We start from the raw sequence: 19,255 nt of genomic DNA on the forward strand, positions 1-19,255 counted from the left end.
CGTCGGCGGACCAGAGCGTGAGCCCGTGTCCTCCCGCGCCGCAGCACCGGCGGCCCCCTATTCAGCGGATACTCGTCGGCTGCCCCGGCTCTGCGCACGCGAGCACCGTGGACGCGTGAGCCGGCCGGTTTCATCGGCCCTGGCCATCCGTACGGCCGTCATCAGCCGGGGCATCCTGCCCAGCTCCATCCCGACGTGCGTGATCGCCGCTGTGCAGCCCTTGCACGTCAAGAAGCTCAACTTGGTGGTCGCTATTTCGACGTGGGATTCCTTCGAGTGGGTGCGCGGTGCCGCCGAGGGGTGAGGTCGGGGTTCGGAATCGCTCACAGCAGACGAAACTTCCTGAGTGGGAGTGGAACCCTGCGTAGAAGCATGTCAACCTACACCTCCGTCCCCTTTTCAATTGTCGCAGTGGCCTAGACGGGTGGATTTTGGCAAGTCTTCGTGCTTCAGGTATTTCGGGGTTCGTTCGGGTTTCATGCCCCCTCTTGTTTGCCCTAGGTGCGCTGAATGCTGCCCTGGCCCAGGCGCGTGTTGATTTCGGGGGTGTATCGACTGGACTGTGTCTGTGCGCGTGTACTGCTGGGCTGTTCGGAGAGGATCTTCTGCAACGTGACTACCGTCGGGACCGGGCTGTCCTTGCCTACGTGGCCAGGCATCCCGGAGTCGATGTTCGACAGGTGGCTCGTGCCATTGAAGATTGCGAACGCGTCGCCTTCCGAAGCCTCGCTCGACTCACAAAGGAAGGTCTTCTTGCTTGGGCTGTGGACCGCCAAACGTCAGGCGAGAGGGTGTATCGGATTGCTCGCTGACGAGTCCAGCTGTGACGAGGGGCTGCCTCAGGCGTCTGAAGCGGTGCGCAACATAGCCCATGAACGCCGGTTAGCCTAACCGGCGATTCTGGAGACCATGGATATCGGCCGCGCCGACTACTTGGCGGTGGATGGTGCTGGCCTCCCTGTCCATTCCTGTGAGCTCCGCTCTCGTGGCAGCCGACTTGCGATCGCGCTCACGGGGCTTGCCGCGTGAGGTGAAAGGTCCAACTGTGTGCGATTCCCTGCTCTCAGTTCCGCGAGTCGCAGAGATGCTCGATATCAGCCGCAGGTCCGTCTACCGATACATCGAGTTGGGGGAACTGTCGGTCGTTGACCTCCGCACAGGGAATGGGCGCTCGCGTGTGCGGATACCCAGTCGCGATGTGCATGAATTCGTGGGTCGACGTACGTCAGCAACTTCGTGTAGGCGCTCCGCCTAGCTCCGCCTCCTACTTTTCGATCGTATGCATCGCGTCACAGAGAGAATGAATGGCCTACCTTCGTAAACTTCCGTCCGGCAAGTGGCAGGTAACTGTCAGGAACCGGGCCGGTGATCGGATTAGCGAAACGTTTCCCCTGAGGTCTCAGGCCCATGCCTGGGGCAGGGACGAAGAGGCGAAGCTCAGTAGGTCCGCCTACCGCGATCCTCTTGCTGGAAAGATCAAGTTTGGTGCCTGGCACGATCGATGGTGGGAAGCGCGCGTCGTTGAACCGCACACTCGCCGAGGCGATGAGTCGTCCATCCGTAACCACGTGACTCCCCACTGGGCCGACTGGGAGCTTCGTGACATCGCGCGACTCGACGTGCAGTCCTGGGTCCGCAAGATGACGGTGGCCGGTACCGGGGCCTCGGCGATCCGCAGGGCCTACAACCTGACATCGTCCATCATGAAGGCAGCGGTCGAGGAGGACCTCATATCGGTCACTCCGTGTCGCGGTATTGATCTTCCTAAGGAAGCGGTCAAACCGCCTCAGTGGTTCACGGTGCCGCAGGCGCAGGCGATCCTCGCGAAGCTGGACCAGCCCTGGCAGACCATGGCCTTGCTGGCCTTCTACACCGGACTGCGATGGGGTGAACTCGCGGGGCTGCATGGCCATCGCATTGACTGGCGCCGCAGTCGCCTGTTCGTGGTGGAGGTCAACACCAAGTCCGGGATCAAGGAGTACCCGAAGAGCTCCAGGAGCCGCCGGGAGGTCCCCATCCCTGATCACGTGCTCGAAGCGCTGGCGCGCCATATGCACGGACGTGAGAAGGACGGTGTTGTTTTCACCACCGTTACTAAAGGGCGGGCTGGGCGGCTGCTCGACGACGGTAATTGGCGGAAGTACGTCTGGTGGCCAGCGGTGAAGGAGGCGACGTTCCTTGATTTTGCCGGGGACCTGCGTCCGCTGCCGCACTATCCTCCACACTCCATGCGCCACACGTGCGCTTCGTGGCTGGTGCAGAACGGAGTGTCGCTGTACGAGGTGCAGCACCTGCTCGGCCATGAGAGCTACCAGACGACGCAGCGGTATGCCCACCTCGCCCCGGACGCCCATCAGGCGGTGCTGGGTGGCTGGACGCGTCTGGAGTCCCAGCTGATCATCCCTGCTGCGGCGGCCTGAGCATCCCAACTTGATAACCGAGCGTGGTCGTGGTCGAGGCGAGCAGACCTTGCACGCCGCACTTTCCCAGCGTCGGAGGGCGCACCCGTTGCGGGTGCACCCTCCGACGCTGCTGCGTTTCCGGTACCGTCAGCAGCAGCGGTTCGATCGGTGATCGGCTTGAGCACGGGCAACGAGCCTCTGACGCATGCGCCTTCGGGTGTGACGCACGTTTGACGCACGGCGCTCCGTGCGTCAAGAGGATTTCGCCTCTGACCTGCACGTTCTTCGGCGGTGAGGCGCCTCTACGCGTTCCCGATGACGCATCATGTGGAGTGCGTGGCGATTCTGGAGCCGGCGAAGTAAAGCGGCTGGCCTGCGGTTTTGCGGGTGGGCTATGTGCGCCGCCTGGCAGACGGCCGACGAGTGCGGTGCCCTCGACAGTCAGGGACTCACCCTCGCTGACGAGCACCGCACCGCGACAGCCTCACCGCCCACCTCCGCCGGACCGCCCGTAAGGAGCACGGTTTTGTGAATCTCCGTCGACGGGCTGTTCCGGCGCCGCCCGGTTTCATCGGCCGACTGCCTCAGGCGGTGACCTGCTCGGGAAGGAAGGGGCTGGGGATGCCGTGCCAGGAGACACGCAAGGCGTCCCTCGCCCGCGTGCAGGCGACGAACAGCAGACTCAGTTCGCCCATGAGGTCCTCGCGGTGCTGCTGGGGGTCGACCTCCTCCGGGGTGAGGGCGCTCTGCATCGGCACGACCGTGTCGCTCACCCCGGCGACGGCCACGCAGCGGAATTCGAGCCCCTTCATGCGGTGCATGGTCCCGACCCGGACCCCCTCAACGGCCGCCGCCGACGCCCCCAGGACGAGCGAGGGAATCCCCGCCTCTTCCAGGGCCTGGGCGATGTCCTTGCCCAGCTGGACGTACCGCACGGCGACACCGATCTCGTGCGGCGCGACCCCCGTTCCGATCCACTCGGAGATCCGGGTGACCAGGCCCGTGATCTCCTCCGGCTTGGTGGCTGCGCCTCCGAGTTCCGGCCTGGCACCCCGGTACGCGGACCGGTAGCCGGCGAGTGAGTCCTGCCCGCCGTCCATGTCGTCCACGCTCGCGTCCGCGAGGAGCCGGGTCGACCAGGTCAGGATCTCCTTCGTCGTGCGGTAGTTGATGCGCAGGCGGGTCGACCGGCCGGCCACCGAAATGCCGAGGCCGCGCAGGGACACCCGGTTCCCGTAGATCCGTTGGTGGGTGTCGCCCGCGATGAAGAGGTCGTCCGGCCCCGGGGCGACCAGAGCGCGCAGCATGCGCCACTGAGCCGGGTGGAGATCCTGCGCCTCGTCGATCACCACATGACGGAAGGGGCGGTCCCCGCCTCGGTCCTGGAGGATGCGCGCGGCCTCCGCACACACCTGGAGGAAGGTCCACTCGTCGGCCCGGCGCAGCTCCTGGGTGAACGCTTCGACGGCGCGCCACACCTGGGCCCGCTTGAGCGGGCTGAGCGCGGCTCCGCGCCCGGAGCGGGAAGCCTTCAGGTACGTCTCCGGTGACCGGAGGTCCTGGGCCAGGATGACGTGCCGCCATTCCTGGTCGAGAAAGACGTCGGTGAAATCGATCTCCAGCCTCTGGGCCGTCCGGCTCCAGCGGTTGAGGATCTCCTTCTGTGCGGCCAGCAGCGCCAGCGGTGCGCCGCGCTCCTCCCGGACGACCTGGTTCGCCAGCGCGTCCACGTTGACGACCCGGATCTTCGCCCGCAGCGCGGGCTCGGGGATCAGCAGTTCGAGGTTGCTGCGCAGGTCGGCCGCGAGGTCGCGGGTGAAGGTGGTCAGGAGGATCGACTCGTCAGGTGCGTCCGCCGGCAGCTGTTGGGCGAGGTGCAGGGCGCGGTGCAGCGCGACCACGGTCTTCCCGGTGCCCGGGCCGCCGGTGACGCGTGCCGGACCCGTGTACGAGGAACGGTAGGCGAGCTTGCGCTGGCTGGGGTGGAGGAAGATCCGCCAGGCGTCGAAGGGTCGGGACAGGATGTCCGTCAACTCGTCGGGGCCGGAGACGAGCGCGATCCGCCCCTGGGACCGCGCCATGGCCGCGGAGAACTCGTCCTGCTCGACCGGCGCCGCGGACGACTCGGTCCGTGGTGCCCGGGTCTCGCGTGGGGCCGCGGAGCGCTGCTCCAGCTGTATGGCGACGACCTCGCGCCACACGTCCTCCGGAGTCATGCCCGCCGCAAGCCCCGCCAGCACGTCGTACTGCTGCTCGGGAAGGACCTTGTGCAGGGCGTCGAGATGGACCTCGGTGCCGAGATGCCGGACCAGGGGAAGCAGGTCGGCGTCGATGCCCAGCCTGATCAGGTCCTTGTCCGCAACCCCCCCGAACAGTCGTCGGGTGTCATCGGCGGCACCGGGCCGGTCGCCCGGAAGGGCGTCGATGCCGGCCGTCGCGCGTTCCAGAGCGACGTCGTCGCGCAACTCGATGCCGTGGGTAGCCGAGTTGACGGTCGCCCGGTGCTTGACCGCCCAGGCGATGGCGTCGTCGTGAGGCATGACCTTGAGCAGGAGGAAGCTGTCCCCCACCTCCGGAGCCAGAACCACGCCGCGCATGAACTGGTTGATGCGGATGGTCCGGATGCGGGGGTCGCGGGACTTCTCCAGCTTCTCCAAGTGCAGCCCCGCGTGGCGGTGTTTCCGAAACTTGTCGAAGACCTCATGCACACGTTTTTGGACAGGCTTTTCCAACTTGGCGAATTCCAGGAGGAAGTCCTTGTGGATTCCCAGTGTCGCCATGGTGCGCCCCCGGTCGTACGGTCGTCGATTCCGCTGATCACCGTACCTGGGTACGGCACAATGACGGGCCGACGGGGCAAGACTTGGGGAGGGAATGGGCGTGCACGCGCAGCAGACGACGTTCAGCAAGCTGGTCCACGGCGAGACGCAGTTCCAGGTCCCGCTGTATCAGCGCACCTACACCTGGCAGCGTGACGAGCTGCGGCAGCTGTGGGACGACGTGCTGGAACTCGTCGAGGACAAGCTGGAGGGCGGGGAGCCGGCGGCTCACTTCCTCGGGTCGGTGGTGCTCGCGCCGGAGCGGGTCGCGGCGGGCGGGATGCAGCGCTGGCTCGTCGTCGACGGCCAGCAGCGGCTGACCACGCTGATGCTCGCCTTCACCGCCCTGCGGGATCACCACCGCGCTCGCGGGCGGGAGAAGAAGGCCGCCCGCATCCACGACCTCATCCTGGTCAACGGCTACCAGGACGGGAACGACCACTACCGTCTCCTGCCGACGCAGGCCGACCGTGAGGCGTTCGTCGCCTGCGTGGAGTCGCTCCCCACGGCCGGCGGCGCGGGCAACATCGGTGGCGCCTACCGGTTCTTCCTGGCCGCTCTGACCGAGGGTGAGGAGCGCGCCGACGATCAATGGACCGGCGCCGTGGAGTCCGTACTCAGGGGCTTCCTCTCCATCGTGTCGATCACCGCCACCGAGGGCGACAACGTGTACCGGATCTTCGAGTCCATCAACAACACGGGTGTCGGCCTCAGTCAGAGCGATCTGCTGCGCAACTACCTTTTCATGTGCCTTCCCAAGCGTGGCGAGACTGTCTACCGCACCTTGTGGCTGCCGATGCAGGAGCTGCTCGGCCCGGCCAGGCTGGAGCTGCTCGTCTGGCTCGACCTGGTCGTCGACGGTGACAACCGGGCCAAGCAGAGCGAGATCTACCGGGACCAGAAGAGGCGTCTCGAACCGATCAGTTCGGACGAGGACGCACTGGAGGCGGAGGTCTCGAGGCTGTACGTGCGGGCCGGTCGCCTCATGCGGATCGTCGAGCCGTCGAGGGAGAGCGACCCCGGTCTGCGCGAGGTCCTGGAAAGGCTCGCCCGCTGGGGCGGCCAGACCCACTATCCGCTCGCGCTCCAGCTACTCGACCGGCTGGACGAGGGGGACTGCGACCCCAAGGAAGCGAGCGCCGCTCTCGCGTACGCAGAGAGCTACATGGTGCGGCGCCTGTTCGCCGGCCACTCCACTACGGGTAACAACCGCACCTTCATGGAACTGCCCAAGGAGGTGGAGAAGGAGCTGGAGAACGGGCGTTCGCTCGCGGACGCGGTACGACGCGCTCTGTCCGCCAAGACGGGGACGCGGGTCTGGCCCTCCGACGCGGTGACGCGGGAGTCGATCCGCAGCCGCCCCTTCTACAAGACGGGGCGTTCGCACCAGCGCTTCGAGATCCTGCGCCGCTTCGAGGAGAGCTACGCCGCCAGCGAGCCCGTCGACTACGGCAAGGCGAAGCTCACCGTGGAGCACGTGCTGCCGCAGCACCCCGCCCAGCAGTGGTTCGACCTCCTTGCGGAGGAGGCCGGAGAGACCGAGAGCCCGGAGGAGCTGCACACCCAGCTGGTGCACACCCTCGGCAACCTTACGCTCTCCGGCGACAACACCCGCCTCTCCAACCACCCCTTCCACCGCAAGCAGCAGATCCTCGACTCCAGCGCCTTGCGCATGAACCAGCACATCGCGGCCCAGGAGCGTTGGGGGAGGGCGGAGATCCTCGCGCGCGCCGAGGAGATGAGTGACCGGGCCGTGGAGCTGTGGCCCGGGCCCATCGACGGGGTGGTCCACGCCGACGCCGAGTGGGCCGGCTGGGGAGAGCTGCGCCGGGCACTGCTGAGCATGCCGGCCGGTACGTGGACGACGTACGGTGACCTCGCCGCCCTCATCGGTACTCATGCCGTCGCGGTCGGCAACCACATCAGCACCCGTCCCGCGCTGCACGGGGCCTATCGCGTGCTGACGGCCGACGGCAAGATCTCGCCTGGTTTCCGCTGGCCCGAGGGGCAGGAGGACACGCCCGATCCGCAGAGCGTTCTGGAGTCCGAGGGCGTTCCGTTCGACGAGTGGGGTCGTGCTCGCCGGGCCCATCGACTCACGGCGGGGGACCTGGCCGCTTTGGTGGGCAAGGACGACTTCGAGGACGAGACACCGGTTCGGACCGCCGAGGGGGCAGGAGGCTCCGGGGGCATTGCTGACGGGGAGCCCGCGGCGGCGCGCTTCGAGATGCTGTTGCGCGACAACCAGACGCCCGGCACGGCGGAGGGAGTGCTCGCCACCCTGCGGTTCTGGGAGGAGCAGGGCGGCTCCCTCGACTACGGGAAGAAGAGCGAGACCAGCTGCTTCCCGATGCTGTCCCTGGACGGTGCGCGCGCCCGATCGCTCTGGCCTCTGGCCCTGTATCCGGTGACGGGCACCGCCGAGGTGGTCTTTCAGCACCTGAAGCGTCGGCCGCCCTTCGACGACGAGGTGCTGCGGCGCGAGCTGATGGCGCGACTGAACCGGGTGGAGGGCATCGTGCTCGCGGAGGCGAAGCTGGACCTGCGTCCCTCGTTCCCGCTGGAGGTCTTCGCCGACCACGGTGAGGAGTTGCGCGGCGTCCTGGAGTGGTTCGTCCACACCGTCGCGCTCGCGGAGGCCCGCCGCCCTGTCGACGATGCTCCCGGGGGTGCCGGGTGACCCGACCGACGCGACCTGACATGGTCGCGGACCCTGGCCGGATCTGCCCTTAACGCAAGATCACCGTTCGGTTACTCTGCCGGCAGTGATCGGTGTCACTCCGGGCGTGGGCGCGTGGCGGGTGGCCTGCGACCGGAGCGCGGGGGCGGATGGAGCACAACAACCACCAGGGGTGGTACGGGGAGACCTTCGTGGCCGCCATCGCCGCCGCGGCGGGTTTCCAGGTGGCCGTGCCCTATCCGGACATCGGCAAGGACATGATCCTCGGGCGGGACCACGAGGATCCCGAGCTCGATGTCCAGATCGCCCTCCAGGTGAAGACCCGGAGGATCGGCGACCTCGACCCGGCCGGCGGCCTCAAGATCACCCTGACGATCGACCAGTTCAAGCGGTTGCGCGGCCGCCGGCAGGTGCCGTGCTATCTGGTGGTCGTCCTGGTGCCGCAGGACCCCGCCGCCTACGTCCGCGTGAGCGGGTTCGAGTTGGTCCTCTGGCACTCCGCGTACTGGGTCTCGCTGGAAGACCGCCCGCTCCCGATCCAGCAGGGTCAGAAGAGTGTCACCGTCACTGTCCCGAGGGAGAATCTGCTCACGGTCGACGCGCACGAGTTCTTCCACCGGGCGTGCGAGGAGGTGCCCGCACCATGACGGCAGTAGGGGTGCCCGAGCCTGAGCTGGAGCGGTTGCGGCCGCGCGACGTGGAGCGGTATCTGTACCAGAGGGGCTGGCGCCCGGGCGGCCGTGTCCGCTACAGCGATCGCTGGGAGCGGGAGTGGGACGGCCGGCCGCGCCGCGTACTGCTTCCCCTGGACCGCGAGCTCGCCGACTACACGGACCGCATGGCCGATCTGATCGGTGCGCTCGCCGAGCTGGAGGGGCGGCCCCCGGCCGCCGTCCACCAGGACCTGACCCTGTCCGGGCTCGACGTGCAGTACATCCGGACCATGCCGCGCACCCCGTCGGGCACCATTCCGGTGCAGGCGGCGGTACTCGCGGTCACCAGTGCGCGGGACCTGCTGATGGCGGCCGCGTGCGACACCGTCCTGGACGGGCCACGCCTGGTCCATCCCCGGCGCAAGCCCCAGCGGGCCAAGGACTTCGTCGACAACGCCCGGTTCGGCCCGTCGGCGCCGGGAAGTTACGTCTTCCAGGTCCAGGTGCCGTTGCCGGAGGAAGGGCCGCAGGGACACCTCTTCGAGGACGTGCCCGAGTGGGACATGGCGCCGGAGCCGTTCGCCCGCCGAGTCTCCCGTCGGATGTACGAGGCGGTAAGCGCGGCTCGGTCGGCGGCGTACGACGCCGACGATCTCGATGACGCGGACCCGTTCACGTCAGCCGTCGACGAGGGAGTCTCGGCCGACCTCTGCGAGGCGCTCGCCGGCATGGGAGGCCACGACGGACGTGAGGGGCGGGACGAGGCGTCGCTGCACGGCTTCTCGCTCTCGTTCGGCTGGTCGCCGCGCTGGCCCGTGCCGTACGGCAGCGGCCCTCTGGAGTTCTCGCCGAGAGATGTGCGAATCCTGCGCGAAGGCGCGCAGGACCTGCGGCGTCAGGCGCCCGAGCGAGGCGTGACGATCGTGGGCCGGACCACGAAGCTCAAGCGCGCCGCCGACATCGGCCCCGGCGATGTGACCGTCGTAGCCCGGTTGATGAGAGAGAACGGCGACCTCGTCGGTCAGGAGCGGCAGATCCACATCCACCTCACGGAAGCCGAGTACGACCGCGCCACCGAGGCCCACCGGGACCGGCGGGACCTTCGGATCGAGGGCGACCTGACACGGCGCGGCAATTACCACGAGCTGACCCGGATCACCGGCTTCGACGTGCTGTGACAACACCGGTACGCCGGGTGCCCGGCCGTGCCAGAGTGGGCCCGGTGGGCCGTCGCCCACGTGCTTGAATGGCTGTGTTTGACGTATTCGCCCAGGCCGGGGCGGTAAGAGGAGTGCGGAGAGCGATGACGACGCCGACCACCGACCTGGCGGGTGTGGCACAGCGGGCGGTCCGCCGGAGCGCCGAGGCCGGCGACGAGCGGGCGGTCCCCGAGATCGGCGACCTCGTCGAGGTCCGGGGCCTGCGCTGGGTCGTCGCCGAGGTCGACCAGGGTGGTACGGACACGGGCGGGACCGGCAGGCCAGGCGCGGGCTCGCTCGTGACCCTCAACAGTGTCGAGGAGGGCCGCTACAACGACACCCTCTCCGTCATCTGGGAGGTCGAGCCGGGGCGGCGAAGGCTGCCCACCGGCTCCCTCCCCGACGTATCGGCCGGCAAGTTCGACCCGCCGGAGCGTCTCGCCGCGTTCCTCGACGCCGTCCGCTGGTCGGCGGTCACCTCGGCGGACGTGCGGACGCTTCAGGCGCCCTTCCGGTCCGGCGTCGCCATCGAGCCCTATCAACTCGAACCGGTATCCCGGGCCATCGCGGCGCCCCGCGTCAACCTGCTCCTCGCCGACGACGTCGGCCTCGGCAAGACGATCGAGGCCGGCCTCGTCGCCCTCGAGCTGATCCTCCGCAACCGCGCCCACAAGATCATGATCGTCTGCCCCGCCGGTCTCACCGTGAAGTGGCGGGACGAGATGGCCGAGAAGTTCGGTCTTGACTTCACGGTCATCGACTCCGAGCGCAGCGCCGAGGTCCGCCGCACCCACGGAAGCGCCGCCAACCCCTTCAACATCTACCCGCTGTCGATCGTCAGCCTCCCCTGGCTGCGCGGCGCCAAGGCGCAGCGCCTGCTCTCCGAGGTCCTGCCCGCCCAGGACTCCGACGCCGACACCGCCGTACCCACCAAGCGCCCCTTCGACCTGCTGATCCTCGACGAGGCGCACCACGTCGCCCCCTCCGCGCCCAAGCAGCTGTACCCCGTCGACTCGCAGCAGACCAAGCTGATCCGCCGCCTCGCCCCGTACTTCGAGCACCGGCTCTTCCTGTCCGCCACCCCGCACAACGGCTACCAGGAGTCGTACACCGCCCTGCTCGAGATCATCGACGGCCAGCGCTTCGCCCGGGGCGTCGAGCCCGACCCGGAAGCGGTCAAGGACACCGTCGTCCGCCGCCTCAAGGACGACATCCGCGACCCGGAGACCGGCGAACGCCGCTTCCTGAAGCGCGGGACCAAGGCGCTGCCCGTCGACTACACCGAGGACGAGCGGCGCATCCACCGGCTCCTCAAGGAGTACGCCGCGCTGCGCCGCGCCAAGCTCGGCACCCGCTTCAAGGGCGGACGCAAGGCCGCCGACCTCGTCACCCTGCTCCTGAAGAAGCGCCTCTTCTCCTCACCGGACGCCTTCGCCCGCACCATCGAGGTCTACCTGGAGACCCTGCGGACCAGGAAGCAGGAGGCGGCTGAGAAGATCGAGGACTGGCAGGAGACCTTCTTCGACGACTACGCGGACTACGACGACGAGCCCCTGGCGGACGCCGAGGACGACGCCATCGCCCGCGCGACCACCCTCCAGCCCGGCACCGACGGCGACGAGGCGGGCCTTCTGGAGCAGATGCGGGAGTGGGCCGTCCGCCACCAGGCCCAGGCCGACTCCAAGGCCCGCGAACTGATCGACTACCTCAAGGCGGAGTGCCTGACCGCCGACGGCGGACACTGGCTCAACGAGCGCGTGGTCGTCTTCACCGAGTACCGCGACACCCAGATCTGGCTCCAGAACCTCCTCCGCGACCACGGCTTCGGCGGCGACCGCGTCGCCCTCCTCCATGGCGGCATGAACGCCGAGGAACGCGAACGGCTCCGTCTCGCCTTCCAGGCCGAGCCCGCGGAGAACGACGTCCGCATCCTGCTGGCCACCGACGCCGCCAGCGAGGGCATCGACCTCCAGCGGCACTGCCACCGCCTGGTCAACTACGACATCCCCTTCAACCCCAACAAGCTGGAGCAGCGGATCGGCCGCATCGACCGCTACGGCCAGACCACCGCGCCGCAGATCGTCCACTTCATCGGCAGCGGCTTCGAGAAGACCCTCGACACCTACGACGCCGACCTCGAATTCCTCTCCCGGGTCGCCATCAAGGTCGCCCGTATGGAAGAGGACCTGGGCAAGGTCAACGCCGTCCTCGCGGAGGCCGTCCAGCGGCGGATGACCGGCGACCTCGGCGCCGACTTCGATGTCGACCGCGCCGAGATGTACGCGAACAAGAAGGCCCGGCGCGGCGGCAACGTCGCCGCCGAGCGCGACGCCCAGGCCCAGGCCCAGCGCCTCAAGGAGCAGGTCGAGGCCACGGTCGACACGCTCGGCATCACCCCGGGCAGGGTGGCCCGGGTCGTCTCCACCGCCCTCCCGCTCGCGCGCCAGCACGACATCCGCCCGATCCCCGACGAGCGGGCTCTCGCGGAGGGCTTCTACGAGGTCCCCACGCTCACCAGCTCCTGGGAGCGCGCCTCGCAGGGCCTCGCGGACAAGCTGCGCCCCGAGGTCCAGCGCCCCGTCACCTTCGACGCCGCCTCGGCGAAGGGCCGCGACGACGTTGTCCTCGCCCACCTCGGCCACCCCCTGGTCTCCATGTCCACGCGCCTGCTGCGCGCCGCCGTGTGGAACAAGAACCAGGCCGGCCTCGCCCGTGTCGCCGCCGTCGTCAGCGACCACCCCGAGCTGGAGACCACCCTCGTCGGCGCGTTCGCTCGCTTCGTCCTCGTCGGCGCGGACGGCATCCGCCTCCACGAGGAAGTGCTCCAGGCCGGCGGCTGGCTCCGCGAGGAGACCGGAGCCCCGGCCCGCTTCAGCCGTCTGGAGAAGGTCACCACGGTCCGCGAGATCCTCGACGACGCCCTCACCGACTCCACCCAGGCCTCCCCACTGCTCCGCGACCGGCTCACCGCGGCCTGGCCCCACGTGGGCGAAGGCCTCGTCTCCTCGCTGGAGTGGCGCGCCCGCAACCGCCAGACCGCCCTGGAGAGCCGCCTGGAGAATCGCCGCCGCGACGAGGCGGAGCGGATCTCCGCCCAGATCGACCGCTTCCGCGACTCCCTGCGCGCGGCCATCGGCCGGACGGACACCGAGGAGGGCCAGCTGGAGCTGGAGTTCGAGGAGGCCGAGCAGCAGCGTCGCGACCGAGAGAACTGGGAGCGGCGCGTCCACGCCCTGGAGAGCGAGAAGGAACGCGAACTCGCCTCCGTCGCCGCGCGCTATGCCGACCCCAAGGCGCTCCTTTTCCCCGTCGCCGTCGTCTTCGTCGTTCCCCGCCGGGAGGCCGTCAAGTGAGCACCAACCGTACGAGCGGTACCGGCGGCCGGGGCCGCGCCCGAGGCGGAGCCTTCCGCCCGGCGGCTCCCGACGGAAAGCAGCAGCACCTCGACTGGCTCAGCCTGGTCGACGTGTCTGGCCCCTTCCTCACGCTGCCCGTCCTGCTCAAGGCCTGGCCGCAGCTCGACGCGATCGACAAGCCCCTGCGGACGAGCCTCCGCTACGAACACGGCGTCTGGCTCTCCGACCCGGCGGCCGGCCAGGAGGCGTGGACCGACTTCATCCTCGGCGAACTCCTCGGCTGGGGAGACGCGTTGCGGACGGGCGAGAGCCTGACCGAGGCCCTCGCCGTCGACATCCCGGAACACGACGGCGAGCGGGTGGCCCCCACCTTCGCCCTCCTGGAGCCCGGCAGCACAGCCACCGACACGGCCTCCCTGGTCGCCGACTGCGCGATCCTCGGCCTGTCCGTCCCCGCCGGCCAGCACCCCGCCAAGCGCGTCCCCGCCTCCACCTGGTCCGCCACCCCCATCGACCGCATGGCCCACCTCTGCCGCCACCACGGCATCGAACTCGGCCTCGTCACCGACGGCCGCTGGTGGGCCCTGGTGTGGGCGCCGCGCGGCGGCGTCACCACCTCCGCCGTCTTCGACACCGTCGACTGGCCCGCACCCGCCGAGCGCGTGGTCGTCCGCGCCTTCCGCTCGCTCCTCAGCCGCCGTCGCTTCTTCTCCGTCGAGGACGACGAGATGCTGCTGCCGCTGCTCCGCGAGTCCCTGGACAGCCAGGAAGACGTCACCGACGCCCTCGGTGTACAGGTACGCCAGGCCGTCGAACTCCTCGTCGAGGCCATCGGCCGCGCCGACATTAACGAACGCGCCGAAGGCCGCCGCGGACTCGCCGAGGTCCCCGCCCACGACGTCTACCGGGGCGCCGTCGCCATCATGATGCGCGTCGTCTTCCTCCTCTTCGCCGAGGAACGCGGTCTCCTCCCCAGCGACAACGAGCTGTACGTCCAGTCCTATTCAGCCGGCCGGCTCAGCAAGGACCTGGAGGACCGCGCCGCGGAGACCACCGAGGAGGACCTGGAGCTGTCCTGGGCCGGCTGGCACCGGCTCATCGCCCTCTTCAACGCGGTCTACGGCGGAGTCGACCACCCGTCGTTGTCGATGCACGCCTACGACGGCTCGATCTTCGACCCGAACGCCTTCCCCTGGCTGGAGGGGCGAGGCACGGGTGCCGACGACCCCACGGACCCACTCCCGATCGACGACCGGACCGTCCTCCACATGCTCCAGTCCGTGCAGTACGTCTCCATCGGGACGGGCAAGAAGCGCGAGCGCCGCCGCCTTACCTTCCGCACGCTGGACGTCGAGCAGATCGGTTACGTGTACGAGGGCCTGCTCTCGTACCAGGGCCGGCGCGCCGAGGACACGATCGTGGGCCTGGTGGGCAAGCCGGGCCTGGAGGCGGAGGTCCTGCTGACCCGCCTTGAATCGTTGGCCCGCACGCACGGGGACGGCCTGGGCGCGGCCCTCGCGGACGAGTACAACAAGACGACCGGTCTGGGCGCGGCGGCCAAGGTGACCAAGGCGCTGGCCCCCTTGGAGGAGCCGGCACTTGGCGAGGCCCGGCGCAAGCTCCTCGCCGCGACCGGCGGCGACGCGGAGCTCACCGAGCGTCTGCTCCCCTTCCAGGGCATCATCCGCCCGGACCTGCGCGGTCTCCCGGTCGTGATCCAGCCCGGAGCCCTGTACGTGACGGAGTCCTCGCTCCGCAAGAACACGGGCACGCACTACACCCCGAAGACCCTGGCCCAGCAGGTCGCGGACGGCGCGCTGGAGCCGCTGATCTACGAGTACGGCCCGCTCCAGACGGCGAACAAGACCCAGTGGCGCCCGAAGCCGTCGAGCGAGCTGCTCAAGCTGAAGGTCGCGGACATCGCGATGGGCTCGGCGGCGTTCCTGGTGGCGGCGTGCCGCTACCTGGCGAACGCGCTGGTGGAAGCCTGGAGTCGCGAAGGCGACGAGCGGGCTGCGGCTTACCTGGAGGCGGCGGGATCGTTGTCCGCCTCGGCGGTAGACGCGGAGGCGGACCCGGTGATGGTGGAGGCGCGGCGGCAGGTCATAGAGCACTGCCTGTACGGCGTTGACATCAATCCGATGGCCGTGGAGATGGCGAAGCTGTCGCTGTGGCTGGTCTCGATGGACCGGGAGCGCCCGTTCACGTTCCTGGACGACAGGCTGGTGGCGGGTGACTCGCTGCTGGGCGTGACGTCGGTGGACCAGCTGGAGGCGATGCACCTGGACCCGGCGCGGGGGCGGAAGCTTCACGGCGACGGCATCGACTTCACGGGCGGCGTACGGCGGGTGGTGACGGAGGTCGCCGCCGAGCGGCGGAAGCTGGCGGGCATTCCAGGCACGGACCTGGAGCAGCTGGCGGAGAAGCGCGCGATCCTGGCGCGGGTGCGGGAGAAGACCCGCCAGGCGAGCGTGTACGCGGATTTGGTGGTGGGCGCGGCACTGGCGAGCGCGGGCCGGGGCGAGAAGGAGCAGGACCGCCTGTCATTCGAGGCGGTGACCGCTGCGCACAACGTGGCGGACGCGCCGGAGGGCGAGGCGGAGGCGGAGGAGCTGCGGGCTGCGGAGCGGCTGGCGCGGGAGTGGCTGGCTACGGGGCAGCCGGAGGGCGCGTTTGATAGGGAGCCGGTGCACTTGCCGCTGGTGTTCCCGGAGGTGTGGGAGGAGAGGGGCGGGTTCGATGCAGTGGTGGGGAACCCGCCGTTTCTGGGAGGCAAGAAACTCACCGGAGCCATGGGGGACGAGTATCGCGAATATCTAGTAGGGGAATTGGGAGGTGGCGTCCGGGGGAGTGCGGACTTGGTGGCCTACTTCCTTTTGAGAGCTCACGATGTTCTCAACAACTTCGGCCAGACAGGTCTTATCGCGACGAACACTCTCGCGCAGGGAGACAGTCGCGAAGTCGGACTCGATCAGCTGGTTGATGAAGGCGTTGCAATTCGTCAGTCTGTCAAGAGTAGTCCTTGGCCGTCGCGAAGCGCAGTTCTGGAGTACTGCGCTGTGTGGACGAGTCGAGCGCCTATTGCCAATGATGGGGTCCGGGTGGCCGACGGAGTACCCGTCCAGGGCATCACGCCTTCGCTGGACGCAGCGTCGAGGGTGACTGGCAGCGCCGAACGCCTCGATTCGAACCAGGGTATTTCGTTTCAAGGGTCTATCGTCTTGGGGCTAGGATTCATGATGTCGCCTGAAGAAGCCCGGGATTTGATCGCACGGGATGAACGTAACCGCGACGTGCTGTTCCCGTATCTCAATGGGCAGGATCTGAACTCCCGTCCAGATTTCTCGGCTAGTCGCTGGGTGATCAACTTTCACGACTGGACTCAAGAGCGAGCGCGGACGTATGGCGACGTGTTCCAAATTATTGAGCATGAAGTTAAGCCGGAACGTCAGAGGAAGGATGCGAAGGGCGAATACGTTCTCCGAAGCCCGCTGCCGCAGCGCTACTGGCATTACGCGGACAAGCGCCCAGCGTTGGTCACGGGGATGAAGAAGTTTGATCGCGTGCTGGCTATTACCAGGGTGAGCAAGGCTGTCATGCCGCTTTTGGTCTCCACACGGCAGGTCATTAGCGAAGCCGCGATTGTCTTCGTGTCGGACGACACGGCGCTGCTGGCGCTACTGAGCAGCGCGCCGCACTACTGGTGGACGGTTGAGCGCGCTTCAACGCTCGAAACACGGATTCGCTACACTCCGTCCGACGTGTTCGAGACCTTCGCTCGCCCCGAACTTACTCCCGCCCTCCGCGAGCTGGGCGACCAGCTTGACACCCGCCGCCGCGAGATCATGCTCAAGCGCGGTGGGCTGACCGCCACCTACAACCTCGTCCATGACGAGACCTGCACCGACCCCGACATCGCCGAACTCCGCGAGATTCACCGCGCCATCGACGAGGAAGTCGCCCGCGCCTACGGCTGGGACGACCTCCTCACCCAGCCCGGCGGTCTCGACCACGGTTTCCACGACACACGCCAAGGCCCCCGCTACACCGTCGGCCCCGCCGTCCGTCAGGAAATCCTCGACCGGCTCCTCGAAGAGAACCAGCGCCGCTACGCCGCCGAAGTCACGGCTGGCCTGCACGACAAGAAGGGCGCCAAGAAGAAGGCGGCGGCCCCCGCCAAGCGGAAGCCGAAGCCTCCTGCCGAGGAGCCGCCGAGCTTGTTCTGACCCGCAGGGGAAGGGTGGAGACGTCCCAAGACGCCTCCACCCCACCCTCACCCCGAGCAGCTCCGCAACACCGAAGCCAGCCGCCTCGCCACATCCGGCCGGCACCGCCCGAGGTCCACGAGGACGGGGCCGTACGCGCAGGCCAGGGGGATGGTGTCGAGTCCCAGGGACGGCAGTAGCACGTCCGCTTCTGTCAGTGCCTGCCGTAGTTCGTCCCGCGCGGCCCTCGCGTCCGCGATCGCCTCAACACTTGCCCCCTGACTCGCCGTTCCCATAGTCCGCACACTCTCCTCGTCGTTCGTGACTTCCTGTGACGAGCATGGATGCGTGTGGCTACGATCACTCAGGGTAACGGTTTTCGGAACCGCAGAGCGAAAACGGGGGGACCGTCAGTGCCCGCACCGAAGGAACTCGACCCATCGGCCTCCCTCGCGGCCCTGTACGGCGCGAAGTTGCGCAAACTCCGCTTGCGGGCCGGTCTCACCCAGCGCCAGTTGGGCGCTGAGGTCCCCATCGCCCACAGCCGGGTCGCTCAGTTCGAACTGGGCAACGAGGTCCCCCCAGAGGATGTGGACGCCAAGCTGGACACGATCCTGGGCGCTGACGGTGATCTGACGGACCTGTGGGGTCACATCCACCGGACGCCGTTCCCGGACTGGGCCAGCAAGTACATGTCGTTGGAGCAGCAGGCGCTCAAGATCGAGAAGTACATGGCGCACATCGTTCCCGGTCTGCTCCAGACAGAGGCCTATGCGCGGGCCTTGCTCACCGTGGCGCGGCCAAGCGTGGGGCCAGGTCTGGGGCGGATGCTGGAAGCCCGGATGAGGCGGAAGGCAGCGCTTACGCGCGCGGAGCCTCCGGTCCTCTGGGCCATTCTTGACGAAGCCGTGCTTCGCCGTCCCATCGGAGACAGGCAAATGTTCCGGGAGCAGCTGAGACATCTGCTGCGCGTCGTCGATGAGTGGGAGCACGTGACCGTGCAAGTCCTGCCGTTCGAGCAAGGGGAGCATCCGCTCCTCGGGGGTTCGCTCAGTATTCTGACGTCGCCGAGGCGCACTTGCGTGGCCTACCTGGAGAGTTCGCACTCCGGTGAACTTGTCGAGTCCCGTGACACCGTCGCAGAGTACGTACTGGCACTTGATCATCTGCGCGCCATGGCGCTGTCTCCTGCCCGGTCCGCAGGCCTGATCCGATCTGCGATGGAGGACTTGTCTCGTGAAGCCCGTGTCCCAACCCGAGCTCAGCGCCGCAACCTGGCGCAAGTCCAGCTACAGCAACACGCAGGGCGGCGACTGCGTAGAGATCGCTGACAACATGCCCCACACCGTCCCCGTCCGGGACAGCAAGAACTCCGCCGGCCCCGCCCTCCTCATTCCCGCCCTCGCTTGGGCCACCTTCGTCGAGGCGATCAAGCGCCCGTGATCGCTCACCGGGGCGCGCCCCTGCGCGTCTCGGTCGCCCGCGTCACCCAAAGAAAAAGGACCGGATGAGAACCCACCCAACCAATCCCCGTCCTCACACGCTCGGGTGACAGATCGTCCGGAAACCGGACAGCTGCGGTACGGTCGGCCCCGACAACCTCATAAACGCATTCGGCCCCCGACAGGACTGCAATCCTGACGAGGGCCTGACCAATCTGGAAGAGAGAAGCTTCCCGATGGCTGACCCGCAGTCTAACGCGGCCACGTCCGCATACCCCGCGATCCCCGCCGACGCCCCACCCTCCGGCGTGATCCACATCCGGCACCGCCACACCGAGCGCTTTACGGTGGGCGGCAACCACCTCGCCCAGCACGCCGAGCTCTCCGCCGCCGCGATCGGCATCGCCGTCTACATCCAGTCACTCCCGGACGGCGTCTCCGTGACCGCCAAAGCCCTGGCACTCCACTTCAGCGAAGACGACCATCCGCCGGGCCCTGA

General features: G+C 68.2%; 11 protein-coding genes. 10 read left to right on the forward strand and 1 reads right to left on the reverse strand.

From position 1 onward, the window contains the following. Positions 1 to 115 precede the first annotated feature (115 nt). The 3 genes from DEJ43_RS28730 to DEJ43_RS28745 all read left to right on the forward strand — a co-directional run bounded on the left by DEJ43_RS28730 (position 116) and on the right by DEJ43_RS28745 (position 2,420). Positions 116 to 304 (forward strand): hypothetical protein, encoded by a 189-nt coding sequence (locus tag DEJ43_RS28730; RefSeq protein ID WP_041663009.1) that lies wholly within the window; start codon positions 116 to 118, stop codon positions 302 to 304. Between the two features lie 639 nt (positions 305 to 943). Continuing rightward, positions 944 to 1,255, forward strand: a complete 312-nt coding sequence (locus DEJ43_RS38625; RefSeq protein WP_015036908.1) for a helix-turn-helix domain-containing protein — start codon at positions 944 to 946, stop codon at positions 1,253 to 1,255. Positions 1,256 to 1,304: 49 nt separating this feature from the next. Further along, a complete protein-coding gene (locus tag DEJ43_RS28745) occupies positions 1,305 to 2,420 on the forward strand; it encodes a tyrosine-type recombinase/integrase (RefSeq protein ID WP_041663010.1) in 1,116 nt (371 codons plus the stop codon). A gap of 566 nt (positions 2,421 to 2,986) precedes the next feature. Here DEJ43_RS28745 and DEJ43_RS28750 read toward each other — a convergent pair. Continuing rightward, complete coding sequence (locus DEJ43_RS28750) at positions 2,987 to 5,059, reverse strand: UvrD-helicase domain-containing protein (protein WP_306663840.1); 2,073 nt, start codon at positions 5,057 to 5,059, stop codon at positions 2,987 to 2,989. 223 nt (positions 5,060 to 5,282) lie between these two features. Between DEJ43_RS28750 and DEJ43_RS28755 the strand changes: the two genes are divergently transcribed. From DEJ43_RS28755 to DEJ43_RS28790, 7 genes are all read left to right on the forward strand, one after another. Continuing rightward, positions 5,283 to 7,901: a GmrSD restriction endonuclease domain-containing protein gene (locus DEJ43_RS28755; RefSeq protein WP_041664308.1), complete on the forward strand. Its 2,619-nt coding sequence runs from the start codon at positions 5,283 to 5,285 to the stop codon at positions 7,899 to 7,901. 149 nt (positions 7,902 to 8,050) lie between these two features. Beyond that, a complete protein-coding gene (locus DEJ43_RS28760) occupies positions 8,051 to 8,548 on the forward strand; it encodes a DUF4365 domain-containing protein (RefSeq protein WP_015036912.1) in 498 nt (165 codons plus the stop codon). Beyond that, entirely contained in the window at positions 8,545 to 9,732 is a 1,188-nt protein-coding gene (locus DEJ43_RS28765) for a hypothetical protein (RefSeq protein WP_015036913.1), read from the forward strand. The genes DEJ43_RS28760 and DEJ43_RS28765 overlap by 4 nt, the downstream gene beginning before the upstream one ends. Positions 9,733 to 9,857: 125 nt before the next feature. Then, positions 9,858 to 13,106 carry a DISARM system SNF2-like helicase DrmD gene (gene drmD / locus DEJ43_RS28770; RefSeq protein ID WP_015036914.1) on the forward strand — a complete coding sequence of 1,083 codons (3,249 nt, stop codon included), beginning with the start codon at positions 9,858 to 9,860 and terminating at the stop codon, positions 13,104 to 13,106. After that, a complete protein-coding gene (locus DEJ43_RS28775; RefSeq protein WP_015036915.1) occupies positions 13,103 to 17,335 on the forward strand; it encodes an Eco57I restriction-modification methylase domain-containing protein in 4,233 nt (1,410 codons plus the stop codon). The genes drmD and DEJ43_RS28775 overlap by 4 nt, the downstream gene beginning before the upstream one ends. 392 nt (positions 17,336 to 17,727) lie before the next feature. Continuing rightward, the gene (locus DEJ43_RS28785) at positions 17,728 to 18,645 is read left to right on the forward strand and encodes a helix-turn-helix domain-containing protein (RefSeq protein WP_015036916.1); all 918 of its coding nucleotides are present in this window, start codon (positions 17,728 to 17,730) and stop codon (positions 18,643 to 18,645) included. Then, positions 18,560 to 18,757 (forward strand): DUF397 domain-containing protein, encoded by a 198-nt coding sequence (locus DEJ43_RS28790; protein ID WP_041663013.1) that lies wholly within the window; start codon positions 18,560 to 18,562, stop codon positions 18,755 to 18,757. Before DEJ43_RS28785 ends, DEJ43_RS28790 begins: the two co-directional genes overlap by 86 nt. The last annotated feature ends 498 nt before the right edge of the window (positions 18,758 to 19,255 follow it).

The sequence above is a fragment of the Streptomyces venezuelae ATCC 10712 genome, assembly GCF_008639165.1.
GTDB lineage: Bacteria > Actinomycetota > Actinomycetes > Streptomycetales > Streptomycetaceae > Streptomyces > Streptomyces venezuelae.

Coding starts and splice junctions, on each gene's coding strand:
- DEJ43_RS28765 (WP_015036913.1), top strand. CDS start 8,545: ATGACGGCAGTAGGGGTGCCCGAGCCTGAGCTGGAGCGGTTGCGGCCG.
- drmD (WP_015036914.1), top strand. CDS start 9,858: ATGACGACGCCGACCACCGACCTGGCGGGTGTGGCACAGCGGGCGGTC.
- DEJ43_RS28745 (WP_041663010.1), top strand. CDS start 1,305: ATGGCCTACCTTCGTAAACTTCCGTCCGGCAAGTGGCAGGTAACTGTC.
- DEJ43_RS38625 (WP_015036908.1), top strand. CDS start 944: ATGGTGCTGGCCTCCCTGTCCATTCCTGTGAGCTCCGCTCTCGTGGCA.
- DEJ43_RS28760 (WP_015036912.1), top strand. CDS start 8,051: ATGGAGCACAACAACCACCAGGGGTGGTACGGGGAGACCTTCGTGGCC.